The following is a 13,977-nucleotide window of genomic DNA, read 5'->3' as shown; positions in this document are numbered from 1 at the left end:
TTTTATTTATTATTAAACCTCATCAAAATCGACAGTAATTGTCGGTGTTGTCGGATGCGATACACAAGTTAATATCAACCCTTCTTCCAACTCTTCATCTGTCAAAATCGAATTTTTGGTCATTACTGCCTTTCCTTCAGTTACCTTAGCAATACAACTGCTACACACACCTCCTTGACATGAATAGGGCGCATCTAACTTATTGCGTAAGCTCGCGGCCAAAATAGTATCCGTTTGCTTCATCGTAAAACTCGCTTCCTCATCATCGAGGAGTATTTTAACCTGCGACTCTCCGTCTTTCACACCTTCTGTATCATTCGAAGTCGAAGCTGTAAACAATTCGTAATGTATGTTACCTGCAGGAATACCCGAGGTCTCTAAGGTCGATGAGGCAATTTTTATCATCTCTTCAGGTCCACATAAGAACGCAGCATCGAAATTCGCAGCTTCACCGTATTTTTTAAGTAGGTAATTAATGTGACCTTGATCAACACGACCATTCAAACTTCCTTCTACACGGGCTCTACTGTACACGTAATCCACAGTAAATCGATTTGCATACTTCCCTTGCAATTCATTAATTTCCTGATAAAAGATGGTATCTTCAACGGTTTTATTTCCATAAATCAAGGTAAAACTAGCTTCTGAATCTTCTAGGGTTGCCTTGACCATCGATAAAACAGGAGTAATTCCACTACCTGCTGCTATCCCTAAATAACGCTTTCCGTCGGCTGGTTGCAACACAAACTTTCCTTCTGGAGCACTCACCTCTAATAGGTCTCCAGCCTTTAATTTTGTTGTGGCATAGGTAGAAAAAACACCGTTAGGTACTGCTTTTACGGCTACTTTTAAAGTACCACTAGCAGGGGATGAACAAATAGAATACGCACGGCGTACTTCTGCTCCGTCAATAGTCGCTTTCAATGTTACATATTGTCCTGCTTGAAATGCAAAGCTCGCTTGCTCTTCTGCTGGAATTGTAAAAACTATCGAAACGGCATCTGCCGTCTCTTGAATAAGGTCTTGTATAGTAAGTGTATAGAATTTTGCCATGTTGTTTGTAATATCACGCAAAAATAGCAAACTAAAAAGTAACATTTAGTTAGAGTTCTGATAAAAATATACCTAAGAAAATTATACATAAGAAAATTATGCATATATTTGTAACAGCAAACTTGTTCATTTACAGGTTAAAAATTATATGGGAAATCAAAAATTATACAAAGGATCTTTGCAAACCATCATCCTAAAACTCCTAGCCCAGCAAGACAAAATGTACGGGTATGAGATTACGCAAAAGGTAAAAGAACTCACCAAAGGAGAACTTAAAATTACGGAAGGTGCACTGTATCCAGCGCTACACAAACTCGAAGCCGAAGGATTGCTAGAAGTAGAAGTCGCCAAAGTTGGTAACAGACTTCGAAAATATTACCGCCTGACTGAAACGGGCACCACAGAAACGGTTAATAGACTCGCAGAAATGCAAGAGTTTTTACAAACCATGCAACAATTAGTAAATCCTAAATTCGGATTGGAATAACCCTCAAATAAGATGTTATGAAAGTAGTATTAAACGATGAACAATTACGACAAATTGATAGGTACCTCAACGCAAAACGCATCACTTATATCGATTTTAAATTTGAAATTTTTGACCATATTGCCTCGGAAATTGAAAGTAGAATATCCGAGGGGACTGACGATTTTGACACTGCGTTTTACGAAGTTCAGAAAAAGTGGAACCACCATTTTCAGAGAGATACTAGCTGGCTTTTCGGAATCTGTTTTAACGCTCCAGCCATCGTACTCAAACGAGCGGCTAAGGTTTACCGTCCATTTCATGCCATACTTTTACTCATCGCTTTTGGAGGCCCCTTTTTGAGTTATTATTTCAACATTCAATTCAGTCCTGTTACTTCTGACACCCTTCTGTACTTTGGAAAGCCTATACTGGCCCTCTGCTTTGTAATCTGGGCGTTCGGAACTGTAAAAACACTGACTGACAAGGTAAAAACCACCTATACCTTTTTGATAAAAACACAGGTATTATCGATTTTGTACCTCCCAATCCTTTGGTCGATGCAAAGTCTGAACCAGACCTATTCATTGACCTTGGTAGTCGCGTTTATATATACCAGCGGCTTGATATTTTACCTGGCAAACAAACACTCGAAAGAAAAGGAAAAATTCGCTCTTGATTAAATTGACAACGCTATGGAATTAACAGAAATACAACTCGCCTACATTCTTGACCGACTCGAAAAAGACGGCATAAAATATTGGGACTTGCGTTTGGAATTACTAGACCATGTTGCGGTACTCGTAGAAGATAAACTCGTAGCAGGTACCAATTTTCGCGCAGCCGTGCAAGAGAGTTTTGAAGAAATTGGCTGGAAAGAAAATTTTAATGGCAGCTGTTTTGAATCGTTAATCACTACCCATTACAAAGAGGTATACAAAGGCTATCAGCGCCAGCACAGGAAAGCGTTCGTCAGTTTTTTTAAATCCGTACCCAACACGGTCGTATTTATGAGCGGAATTGGCTTGTACCTGATTTTAGCATATACGCTATCATTCCGTTATTTCAATAGGATGAGTGTGATCATTTTTATCCTTCCGGTAGTGTATTACTTCTATTTATTGGTGAAGTCTTATGTTAAAAAATGGGGGCCTTCCATGCACTTGGAAAGCGGTTTGGCCGTCTATGGCTTAGCGTTTACAATTATGCAGGGAGTGGTTAATTTGGCTACCGAATTGTCAGAAACGGTGCAATTGAGTTTATGGATCGGTTTGATGCCCGTTTACCTATTAAGCTCCTTTACGGGCTATCTCGTATTCAAAAACTCACTCCGTCAATTAAATTCCTATAAAAAAGTAACGAGCGCATGAAACTAACAGCAGCACATATCGAAGAACTATTCACCTTTACACAACAACACTACGTAGAATATTACGACGTGCAATTGGAGTTGGTAGACCACCTCGCAAATGATATCGAGGCCATTTGGAAACAAGAACCTCACTTGAGCTTTGAACAAGCAAAGGCGAAAGCCTTTCAGAAATTTGGAATCTTTGGATTTATGCCCGTTGTCGAAGCCAAGCACAAACAACTCAGTAAAAAGTATTTTAAACTCTTGGGGCAATTTTTAAAAGAGTGGTTTGCCCTTCCTAAAATACTCTTGACAGCGGTGTTGTTTTACTGTTGTTTTCTAATACAAGAAGTACCTTATGGAATCGAAATCTATATCGGCAGCTATTTTGCACTCATCATCACCGAACTGATATTTCTCTTTACGTCAAAAAGAAAACTAGAAAAGAAGAAACGTGAAGAGGGCAAAATATGGATGTTAGAGCACTATATTTGGCAACAAGGACTCAGTGGGTTCACCCTAATCATTTTAAATGTGCTCCAATTTGCAGTTCCCAGATCGAATGTTTTTACGGATCTTTCTATGATTTGGCGACTGGTATTTGCTGGGCTTTTAGGACTATGCATACTTATCGCTTATATAAATCAACGAGTAATTCCTCAAAAAAGTGAAGCGATACTACGAGAACAGTATCCTGAATACAGCTTATAACACAACTCGTTACTTTTTACCATCCACGATGATTACGATCTCTCCTTTGGCAGGTTTTTCTAGGTAATAAGCCTCAACACTAGCGATGTCTCCTCGTTTGGTCTCTTCGAACATCTTGGTCAATTCTCTGGATACAGAAATGCGTCTGTCGGTACCAAAGTACTCTCCAAATTGCTTCAATGTTTTGGCTAATTTGTGCGGACTCTCGTAGAATATCATAGTTCTGGTTTCCTCTGCGAGCTGCAATAATCGCGTTTGTCGTCCCTTTTTAACGGGTAAAAATCCTTCAAACACAAAGCGGTCGTTGGGGAGTCCTGAGTTCACGAGTGCTGGTACGAAGGCCGTTGCCCCTGGTAAGCATTCTACAGCAACCTCATTTTGGACACAGGCACGTGTGAGTAAAAAGCCAGGGTCTGAGATAGCCGGTGTTCCCGCATCTGAGATCAACGCAAAAGTTTCGCCCGCCTGGATGCGTTTTACGATGGCATCCACTGTTTTGTGTTCGTTGTGCATGTGATGTGATAACATAGGGGTTGCAATGTCAAAGTGCTTTAACAACTTCCCGCTAGTTCTCGTATCCTCCGCTAAGATTACATCCACTTCTTTCAATACGTTAACAGCCCTAAAAGTCATATCTTCTAGGTTTCCGATAGGGGTAGGTACCAGGTATAATTTACTCATGATACAAAACTACAAAGTTTTGGTTGATTGAAAGGGTTGTTCCTAGCTTTTTGTACCTTTGTTTCATGTTAAATAGCTTACTACCTTCTATCCATACTCCTGCCGATTTACGGAAGTTATCGGCTGAACAGCTCCCTTTAATCGCCCGTGAATTACGCGATTTTATTATCGATGTCGTCGCTACGAAGGAAGGACATTTAGGAGCCAGTTTAGGAGTGATCGAGTTAACTATTGCATTGCATTACGTGTACGACACCCCTAATGACCTGTTAGTATGGGATGTAGGGCATCAGGCTTACGGTCATAAAATTCTCACAGGGCGTCGCGAGGTGTTTCATACCAATCGACAATTAGATGGAATTTCAGGCTTCCCTAAAAGAAGCGAAAGTCCGTTTGACACCTTTGGGGTTGGACATTCATCCACCTCTATATCCGCAGCCTTGGGAATGGCCATTGCTTCAAAATTACAAGGGCACTCGAAACAACACATTGCAGTTATTGGCGATGCTTCCATCGCCAGTGGAATGGCCTTTGAAGCTCTGAACCACGCTGGAGACACCCATGCCAACCTATTGGTTATTCTCAATGACAATGCCATTGGTATTGATCCTTCAGTTGGGGCCTTAAAAGACTATTTAACCCGTATCAAATCGACGCGAAATGATTTCGAGCAGCACAATATATTTGAAGCTCTTAATTTTGATTATTCGGGCCCTATAGACGGCCATAATTTTGAAGAATTATGCCGTGAATTAGAGCGATTAAAGCATATTAAAGGTCCGAAATTCCTGCATGTCATTACTACGAAAGGAAAAGGCTTACGACAAGCAGAAGAAAACCAAGTAAAATACCACGCCCCGGGAAAATTCGATAAAATTTCAGGTGATGTCCTGCCAAAACAGTACAATGCTTTTACCAAGTTTCAAGATGTCTTCGGAAAGACCTTGGTAAGCTTGGCCGCTGATAATGAAAAAATCGTAGGAATCACGCCAGCTATGCTCACAGGAAGTTCCATGAAATTTATGATGGAGCGCTTTCCAGAACGTACTTTTGATGTGGGTATTGCCGAGCAACACGCAGTAACTCTTGCAGCAGGGATGGCCGCGGAAGGTCTCATTCCATTCTGTAATGTGTATTCTACATTTCTGCAACGTGCATACGATCAGATTATTCACGATGTAGCCCTGCAAAAGCTACCCGTTATTCTTTGCCTTGACAGGGCTGGACTGGTCGGTGAAGACGGAGCCACCCATCACGGAGTTTTTGATTTGGCCTATTTACGCTGTATTCCCGACTTACAAATTGCAGCTCCTAAAGACGAGCTAGAACTACGCAATATCATGTATACGGCACAGTTAGGTTTGACAGGTCCTTTGGCCATCCGTTATCCGAGAGGCTATGGGGCACTACCCCATTGGGAAGCAACTTTCGAAGAAATTCCATTCGGTAAAGCACAAGTAATACAAGAAGGTCATAAAATTGCCGTACTCTCAACAGGTACTATGGCCACCGTAGTTTCCGAGGCCTTAACAAAACTTGGTGATGCTACTATTGCCCACGTTCACTTCGCCTTTGTTAAACCCCTAGATATTGCTATGTTGCGAGCTGTATTTACCAAGTTTGATCGTATTATTACCTTAGAAGATGGCTGTATAGCTGGTGGTTTTGGAAGTGCTATTGCAGAACAAGCAAGCGTTTTAAAATTCAGAGGGACTCTAGAAATCATGGGAATTCCAGATAATTTCGTACATCACGGTACCGTTGCTGAATTAAGAGCCTTATGCCATATCGATGCCGAGGCCTTACTTAAAAAATTACAATCGTAAAACAGGGCAAGCATCGCGTACTCACCCTGTATGATCTTTTTATTTGATGACTATTCTTTAAAGATTTTTTGCGTCAAACGATGGGTACCTTGTTCGTCGTATAACTGAACAAAATAGACGCCTTTAACTCCTAGAGAAGAGACATCGATGCTGTTGTTCTTTAAATCGGCTAGTAACACTATTTTACCAGTCAAATCTATCACTTTTGCCTTCCACATAAGCGTTGAATCGACTCCATTGATATACAAAACGGTACGGACTGGTGTAGGATAAACGGTAAGCTCGTTGACATTTCTTAACATAGAATTCGTATGTAAACTGGCCGCGCTCCCTCCCATACAGAAAGCCTTCGTCTCGTCACTCCCGAAACTTCCCCCTGAAAGGATAACCTTACCTTTATAAGAAAGTTCGTAAACACCATTTCCATGAGCACAACATATTCCATCACCGTAACTGTCGGTAATAGAAAAGCGGTAACAACCCCGCGGTAAGCATTTTGACACCTCTATTTTTTCGCCATTGGCCTGCGTATATCCACTACCACTCATAACCGTAGCTCCCGATTCATTAGTGAGTTTCCAAGAAGTTTCACTCGCGTAACGATCAAATACAATTTTTACTTTCAGCGCCTCACAAGTAGGAGGGGTCCCGCCACCGGTTCCGACAGCATAACTCACTACTAATTTTGGCGCTTTGGAACTACTGCCATCATACGCTTCAGCAGTGCGCTCACCAGTTCCCGAAAGATAAAACATCATATTATTCCCGGCCTTCCAATCGTCCAAGCTCACCACTTGCTGAACCAAACTTTTTAAACTAGGTGTTCTCTGTGCACTTCCTGCTTGCCCTACCTGAGTCCATGGAGCAGGGTTCCACGTCACAAAACTATCCAAATACGTCCGTTTACTAACGTTGTAATCAGCATCGGTAAGCATTGCTGGCTGTGCTGATTGCTCCATCCTAATTTTCAACTCCGTAGTACCAGAACTCGTCTCATCAGTCGTAAATTGAAGATACGCATCCGAAATAGTAGCATTCTTCGGAATATTGAGGTTGCGGAACAACAGACCTACGTGTTGATTTCCCTTTCTAGAGCCATCAAACACGAGTTCCAAATCAGAGCTATCCATATACATACGTCCAGACGATTGGTATTCTTCTACATCGTCATTGGTACGGTTAATTGCCACGCTAATTGTTTGGCTTACTGTACCTACGAAAATAGTGATCCCATTTGAGCTTGCTGCATTTCCATCGTTGTCAACAGCGATCGCTTTAAGCTCATAACGCTGATTGTTCACTGTTGGCGTCCAATCTATGCTGTAAGGAGCACTAGCATCAGTTCCTACTTTTGTGTTGTTCACATAAAAATCAACTCGACGAATACTACCATCGCTATCAGAAGCTGAGGCTTGCAATGAAATATTCTTATTAACGGTAAATGCATCCCCATTTTTAGGACTTGTGACAGCTACTTCAGGCAAATTTACATTGCTATTCAACAGGGTAATCACCGCTCCGTTTGCAGGGCTCCACAAATCGATATTGCTGGGTATGCTAAAGGGGTTACTATTCGAGACAGTTCCTACCTGGCTTGCATTATCGACCTTCACGGTGCGTATCTCTATTTTTGACTCTTCCACAAAGATCCATTTGAACTGATTAAAAGAATCCGCATCACGAGTCCAGTCCTTAGCGTCGTTAGCACTTCGAAGTGGAGCACCCCAACAACCTTCACCTACATATACGGTACCTCCAGTAGTGGCTCTTGAAAAACCATCCTCACAACCAGAACCGCCTGAACAAGGTTTTACCGGCCAAGTGGTTTTTACCGTATGTGAATCTGACTCAAACACCAAATTCACTCCTTTAGCATAAAACAAGGCTGCCCATGAACTGTACTCGTCATTTCCTTCCGATTTAGAAGCTACGTGAGGTCGCATAGGCTTGTGGTATTGAGCAGATTTCCACACGGCGCTATTCGTAGCTAATTTTGACTGCAACCAAGTATACTGATTCCCTCCGGCCGAAATCTCCGAATTCAGTGTAAATACGGTGTATAAATTGCTTCCAAACGTAATATCGTAATAGACACTCGTTGAAGGTACATTAAACAAATGGTAAATACTATTGTTAGAATCCTCGTGATTTCCGCGAGCGGGAATGATAGGAAACATGCGTCCGTCACTAGCAATCGTATTTTGCCAATCGTCAAACCACTCTTTCCATTCACTACTAGAATCCCCATTGGTCATATCACCTCCAAAAAAAACAGCAGTGGGCTTTAACTTGGCCACCAAGGTATTAGCGTTACGACGGGGCGTGCGGTTATTTCGGGAATCCCCACCAGCAATAAATGACATACGATCATTGGTACTCGGCGCTGTTTTAAACCAAAATCGATTGCTTAGGCCCTCACTGTCTTTAATAACAAAGTAATAATTTGTATTGGGGCTTAGATTTTCTAGTTTTACAAAGGTGTTATTCATGCCTTTGTAATACACTGAACGCGTCACTGCTTTTGTACTCGGATAACTACTCCAAACCGTACCAAAATCGGTTGTTCCGTAATGTACTACCGGACTAGTTCCGGAAATTTGATTCCAACCAATTGTTATGGTCGTTGCAGGATTATCGGTGATAATCAAGCGGTATTTGTCATTATTGGCCCAGCAATAAACGCTTGCGAAAAGCACAAATGTGATGACTAAGTTTTTCATTGATAAAGGGTATTAAATTTTAGTACTAAGGTATCTTGTTAGTGCAGTAAAAAGGTACGACAATTCAAAAAGTTAATGATCTAATAAAACAACGAAATACCCCGATTACACTATTTTTACACTTTTCTAAACTTAGGTTAACAAGCTTCGAAAATTAGCTTCTTATTTTGGTCTAAATTATCAGGCATGCAACACAAAACGCTTTTACAGTTCCTAAAAATAAGTAGCTTTCTCATTTTTGCTGGACGCGCATATCAGCACCTTTTTTGGGATGCTCCCTATCGCAGTATTTTTTGGGATCAACAGCTACTAGAACCTATAATTACGAAACTATTAGCACTCCCCTGGCAGGACTACGTAACCAATTTGGAAACTGATCGTGCCATTCAGCTACTTACCAGAAGTATTGGTGTATTATTCGCGCTCTGTGCTATGATCGCTATCACCTATACCGAAACCACAAAACGCTGGAACAAAATAATCTTAAAGACAGGGAGTGTCGGTTTGGTATTTTTAGCCTTTGCCTTGACCAAAGAAAAGTTTTATCACCTGAGCATGTTTTTTGAACACAGCATACAATTCGGTATTCCAATCGCCCTTGTATACTTTGTCAAATACCCAAACACAAAAAATCTTATTACCTATCTAAAAGTGTGCATCGCCTTGGCATTTACCTGTCATGGAATGTATGCATTAGGCATACTTTATCCTATCCCGGCAAACTTTGTTACCATGACTTTGAATATACTACCTGTAACAGAGGAAACCGCTAAACATTTATTGTTTATTGCCGGGATTTTAGATGTGCTGATTGCTATAGGAATATTTATACCCAAAATGGCTAGAATCAGTTTGTGGTACGCTTGTTTTTGGGGGTTTATCACAGCCTTAGCTCGAATTTTAGAGGGCTATCACTACGGTATTACTGCCGCTAACACGCATCAATACCTGTATCTCGTTATTTACAGACTTCCTCATGGGCTTGTGCCCCTTGCTGTTTATTGGACATGTTACCTAACCCCTCTTCGAAATGTAGGGCTTGACAGCGCCAAGCTTAAGCTTCATTGATGAGTTCGATAAAACCCACAGGTTTAACCCCATAAATAAAGCATTTAAAAGCAACTATTAGCTTTTCTAACGCGGAACACTTGAGAAGCCTAAAAAAGGCTTAGAGCTTAAAAAATTACGGAAATTAGCTATACATGACAATCTATAAAACAAAAAAAGCGAGTCCTTCCGAACTCGCTTTTTTAAACTTTATAAAATTTTCTAATTGTTTAATGCTTCTGCACCACCAACAATCTCTAAGATTTCGTTGGTAATTGCTGCTTGACGTGCTTTGTTGTATGTTAACAACAACTCGTCACGTAATTCTTTAGCATTATCCGTAGCCTTGTGCATTGCAGTCATACGTGCCCCGTGTTCGGCAGCAAATGAATCACGGATTGCTTTGTACAACTGAGTTTTTAAAGACTTAGGTATTAATTCTAATACAATTTCTTCTTTTGAAGGTTCAAAGATATAGTCTAGATTTACTGTATCGTCACCTTCTACAGGTTTAATCGGTAAAAATTGCTCTACTTGCACTATTTGAGTTGCAGCGTTTTTAAAACGGTTATAGATCAATTCGATCTTATCATAGGTACCGTTAGTAAACAGCTCCATCAATTGTTCAGCCAATACAGCTACGTTATCGAAAGTCAAGTCGTCAAAAACATCGTTTCTATTATCGATGATAGTATACTCTTTTCCTAAGATATCGTTTCCTTTTTTACCAATAGTCAATACGTCAACATCTACCCCCTGATAGGTATCTTCAATTGTTCTTACTGTTTGTTTGATGATCGATGAATTAAAACCACCACACAAACCTCTGTTTGAAGTTATGCTAACTACTAATACTTTATTTACTTCTCTTTGCTCAGAGTACGCTCCTCCCACATTACCGTCTAAGGTAGCGCTAAGGCTTTGCAATAACTCAGTAAGCTTCGATGAATACGGACGCATAGCCGTAATTGCATCTTGTGCTTTTTTCAACTTAGCAGCCGATACCATTTTCATGGCAGAGGTAATCTGCATCGTTGATCCAATCGAAGTAATTCTGTTACGTATTTCTTTTAAGTTTGCCATACTAGTAATTCTTTAGTATTGAGTATTGAGTATTGAGAACTTTCATCTCAACACTCAATACTAAAATAGGTTATTAAGCTGAAAATTTAGCTGAAATTTCTTTAGCTGCTGCTGTTAAGGCATCTGTTACCTCATCAGTCAATTTACCAGCTTTTAAAGTATCTAAAACGTTTCTGTGTTTCGCGTTTAAGTACTCTAAGTAATCTTTTTCGAATTCTTTTACCTTGTTTACAGGTACGTCTTTTAATAAGTTCTTAGAACCTGCATAGATAATCGCAACCTGATCTTCTACTGTAAATGGATCCGCTTGGTTTTGCTTTAAGATTTCTACGTTACGCTTACCTTTTTCGATTACGTTCATCGTAGCTGCATCTAAGTCAGAACCAAACTTTGCGAATGCTTCTAATTCACGGTATTGCGCTTGGTCTAATTTTAACGTACCAGATACTTTCTTCATCGATTTAATCTGAGCAGAACCTCCTACACGAGATACCGAGATACCTACGTTAATTGCAGGACGAACCCCTGAGTTAAATAAATCAGACTCTAAGAAGATCTGACCATCAGTAATCGAAATTACGTTAGTTGGGATATATGCAGAAACGTCACCAGCTTGTGTTTCAATAATTGGTAGGGCTGTTAAAGATCCTCCACCTTTTACTTTACCTTTTAAAGACTCTGGTAAATCGTTCATTTCAGCAGCAATAGCGTCATCGTTGATCACTTTTGCAGCACGCTCTAATAATCTTGAGTGTAAGTAGAATACGTCTCCTGGGTACGCCTCACGTCCTGGTGGACGACGTAATAATAATGATACCTCACGGTAAGCTACAGCTTGTTTAGATAAATCATCATAAACAATCAATGCTGGTCTACCCGTATCACGGAAGTACTCACCAATAGCCGCTCCTGCGAAAGGTGCGTATACCTGCATTGGAGCAGGGTCAGATGCGTTTGCTGCAACAATTGTAGTATATGCTAAAGCTCCTTTTTCTTCTAACATATTAGCGATTGCTGCTACGGTAGATCCTTTTTGTCCTACTGCAACATAGATACAGTATACAGGCTCACCCGCATCGTAAAATTCTTTTTGATTTAAGATAGTATCGATAGCAACGGTAGACTTACCAGTTTGACGGTCACCAATGATTAACTCACGTTGACCACGTCCGATAGGAATCATTGCATCTACAGACTTAATACCAGTTTGCATAGGCTCAGTAACTGGTTCACGATAGATTACCCCAGGAGCTTTACGCTCTAATGGCATCTCGAAAGTTTCACCTTCGATAGGACCTTTACCGTCGATTGGTTGTCCTAAAGTGTTTACTACACGTCCTACAATACCTTCACCTGCTTTTAAAGAGGCAATTCTTTCAGTACGTTTTACAGTAGATCCTTCTCTTACAGATGTAGAAGCTCCTAATAATACAACCCCTGCGTTATCTTCCTCTAAGTTCAATACGATACCTTCCAATCCGTTATCGAATTCAACTAATTCACCATATTGTACGTTCGACAAACCGTATACACGTGCGATACCATCACCTACTTGTAATACCGTTCCTACTTCGTTTAACGTCGCTTTCGCTTCGAAATTCGTTAATTGTTCCTTTAAAATTGCTGATACCTCAGCTGGTTTAATTGCTGCCATCTTATATCGTTTGATGTATAATTAAATTTTTGGAATATAATGACTATTGTCAAATTCTCTTCTTAATTCTTTAAACTGATTAGAGATACTTGCATCGTATTGCACATCTCCAACACGTAAGATAAATCCTCCTAAAATATCAGGATTTACTACGTTTTCTATCGTTGCGCTGTTCCCTGTTAATTCAACGATTTTCGCATGAATTTTTTCTTCAAGGTCTTTGTTCAACGCCACTGCAGTAGTCACTTTAGCTACTTGCATGCTCTTGTAGTAATCGTAAATTACACTGTATTGCTTAGCAATAGGCTCAAGCATCATCATACGCTTATTTTCCTCTAACAAGTTAAATAAACCTTTTACTACATTGTCAACTTTGTCACCAAAAAGAGCCGTTAAGACTTTACGTTTATCGGCTGTTTTGATAATAGGACTCTTAAGCATGGCATCTAAGTCGCTACTTTCAGCAATGGTACTTGCGATCAACTTCATATTCTCATTTACAACGCCGTCGTTTCCTGAAGTTTTTGCTAAGTTTAAAATTGCCTTTGCGTAACGTAATGCTGGTCTTGCTCCTTTCATCGGTTGTACTAATTAATTAGTTTAAAGTAACTTCTTCTAACATCCCCTCAACAAGCTTTACTTGCTCTTCTTGAGATGCTAACTCTTTTCTTACTACAGTTTCTGCAATACCGATAGATAAGTCAGCTACTTTTTTCTTTAATTCAGCGATCGCTGCTTGTTGCTCTTGTCTAATAGTAGCTTTTGCATTTTCAATTAATACAGTAGCTTGCTCTTGAGCTTCTTCTTTCGCTTCAGTGATGATGCTTTCTTTAATATCACGTGCTTCTTTCAACATGGCATCTCTCTCTGCTCTAGCTTCTTTTAACAAACGATCGTTATCAGCTTGTAAGTTTTGTATTTCTTTACGGGCGTTTTCTGCTTGATCTAAGGCATTTTGAATTCCTTCTTCTCTTTCTGTCAAAGCTGCCATAATAGGTTTCCAGGCAAACTTCATCATTAAGAAAATTAAGATGAGTAAAATGATCATCTGCATGAAAAACAATCCGGGTGAAAAATCTTCTAATAAGCTCATTTTATGTATATCTGTTTTATAAAGTTTCTTGTTTAATTTTAAAACACTTCCTGTAACCAACCGTTACAGGAAAGTGTTTTTGTGTGTTTTGGACTATCTTCCTAAGATTAAAGCACCAAATGCTAAACCTTCTAATAAAGCCCCGATGATGATCATCGCAGTTTGGATTTTACTAGCTGCTTCAGGTTGACGAGCAATTCCTTCCATTGCTTTTGATCCGATCATACCTAATCCTAATCCTCCTCCAATTACGATTAATCCTGCTCCAATTAAATTGTACATACTAATTGAT

Annotated in this window: 14 protein-coding genes; 6 read left to right on the top strand and 8 right to left on the bottom strand. The window is 40.0% G+C overall.

All coding sequences use genetic code 11. The features are described from left to right. Nucleotides 1-12: 12 nt before the first annotated feature. Nucleotides 13-1,053, bottom strand: a complete 1,041-nt coding sequence (locus ACXAG7_RS03960) for a 2Fe-2S iron-sulfur cluster-binding protein (protein ID WP_476666037.1) — start codon at nt 1,051-1,053, stop codon at nt 13-15. Between the two features lie 148 nt (nt 1,054-1,201). Here ACXAG7_RS03960 and ACXAG7_RS03955 point away from each other — a divergent pair, with 148 nt between their 5' ends. From ACXAG7_RS03955 to ACXAG7_RS03940, 4 genes are read left to right on the top strand one after another with little or no spacing between them, the layout of a single operon-like run. Further along, complete coding sequence (locus ACXAG7_RS03955; protein WP_476666036.1) at nt 1,202-1,540, top strand: PadR family transcriptional regulator; 339 nt, start codon at nt 1,202-1,204, stop codon at nt 1,538-1,540. A gap of 17 nt (nt 1,541-1,557) precedes the next feature. Then, nucleotides 1,558-2,202 carry a hypothetical protein gene (locus ACXAG7_RS03950; RefSeq protein ID WP_476666035.1) on the top strand — a complete coding sequence of 215 codons (645 nt, stop codon included), beginning with the start codon at nt 1,558-1,560 and terminating at the stop codon, nt 2,200-2,202. A gap of 12 nt (nt 2,203-2,214) precedes the next feature. Further along, nucleotides 2,215-2,889, top strand: a complete 675-nt coding sequence (locus tag ACXAG7_RS03945) for a hypothetical protein (protein WP_476666034.1) — start codon at nt 2,215-2,217, stop codon at nt 2,887-2,889. Next, nucleotides 2,886-3,581 (top strand): hypothetical protein, encoded by a 696-nt coding sequence (locus tag ACXAG7_RS03940; protein WP_408041882.1) that lies wholly within the window; start codon nt 2,886-2,888, stop codon nt 3,579-3,581. Before ACXAG7_RS03945 ends, ACXAG7_RS03940 begins: the two co-directional genes overlap by 4 nt. Nucleotides 3,582-3,590: 9 nt before the next feature. Here the strand turns inward: ACXAG7_RS03940 and rsmI are convergent, their stop codons facing one another. After that, nucleotides 3,591-4,262 carry a 16S rRNA (cytidine(1402)-2'-O)-methyltransferase gene (gene rsmI, locus ACXAG7_RS03935; protein ID WP_408041881.1) on the bottom strand — a complete coding sequence of 224 codons (672 nt, stop codon included), beginning with the start codon at nt 4,260-4,262 and terminating at the stop codon, nt 3,591-3,593. 65 nt (nt 4,263-4,327) lie between these two features. Here rsmI and ACXAG7_RS03930 point away from each other — a divergent pair, with 65 nt between their 5' ends. After that, complete coding sequence (locus tag ACXAG7_RS03930) at nt 4,328-6,088, top strand: 1-deoxy-D-xylulose-5-phosphate synthase (protein ID WP_476666033.1); 1,761 nt, start codon at nt 4,328-4,330, stop codon at nt 6,086-6,088. Between the two features lie 50 nt (nt 6,089-6,138). Here ACXAG7_RS03930 and ACXAG7_RS03925 read toward each other — a convergent pair whose 3' ends face one another. After that, a complete protein-coding gene (locus ACXAG7_RS03925; protein WP_476666032.1) occupies nt 6,139-8,808 on the bottom strand; it encodes an Ig-like domain-containing protein in 2,670 nt (889 codons plus the stop codon). A gap of 186 nt (nt 8,809-8,994) precedes the next feature. On the opposite strand from ACXAG7_RS03925, the gene ACXAG7_RS03920 reads away from it, so the two are divergent. Beyond that, entirely contained in the window at nt 8,995-9,876 is an 882-nt protein-coding gene (locus tag ACXAG7_RS03920) for a hypothetical protein (protein ID WP_476666031.1), read from the top strand. 201 nt (nt 9,877-10,077) lie between these two features. On the opposite strand, the gene atpG is transcribed toward ACXAG7_RS03920, so the two are convergent. The 5 genes from atpG to atpE all read right to left on the bottom strand — a co-directional run bounded on the left by atpG (nt 10,078) and on the right by atpE (nt 13,967). Next, the gene (gene atpG / locus ACXAG7_RS03915) at nt 10,078-10,938 is read right to left on the bottom strand and encodes an ATP synthase F1 subunit gamma (protein ID WP_408041877.1); all 861 of its coding nucleotides are present in this window, start codon (nt 10,936-10,938) and stop codon (nt 10,078-10,080) included. Nucleotides 10,939-11,011: 73 nt separating this feature from the next. Then, nucleotides 11,012-12,592 carry a F0F1 ATP synthase subunit alpha gene (atpA, locus tag ACXAG7_RS03910; RefSeq protein WP_408041876.1) on the bottom strand — a complete coding sequence of 527 codons (1,581 nt, stop codon included), beginning with the start codon at nt 12,590-12,592 and terminating at the stop codon, nt 11,012-11,014. A gap of 21 nt (nt 12,593-12,613) precedes the next feature. Then, nucleotides 12,614-13,171, bottom strand: a complete 558-nt coding sequence (atpH, locus tag ACXAG7_RS03905) for an ATP synthase F1 subunit delta (RefSeq protein ID WP_476666030.1) — start codon at nt 13,169-13,171, stop codon at nt 12,614-12,616. A 16-nt stretch (nt 13,172-13,187) separates the two neighbouring features. Further along, nucleotides 13,188-13,685 carry a F0F1 ATP synthase subunit B gene (locus tag ACXAG7_RS03900; protein ID WP_476666029.1) on the bottom strand — a complete coding sequence of 166 codons (498 nt, stop codon included), beginning with the start codon at nt 13,683-13,685 and terminating at the stop codon, nt 13,188-13,190. Nucleotides 13,686-13,778: 93 nt separating this feature from the next. Continuing rightward, nucleotides 13,779-13,967, bottom strand: coding sequence for an ATP synthase F0 subunit C (gene atpE / locus ACXAG7_RS03895; RefSeq protein WP_476666028.1), 189 nt, complete (start codon nt 13,965-13,967; stop codon nt 13,779-13,781). Between the last annotated feature and the right edge of the window lie 10 nt (nt 13,968-13,977).

The organism is Tenacibaculum sp. AWR4_210 (genome assembly GCF_056160945.1).
This window is presented reverse-complemented; position numbering and strand designations above follow the sequence as displayed.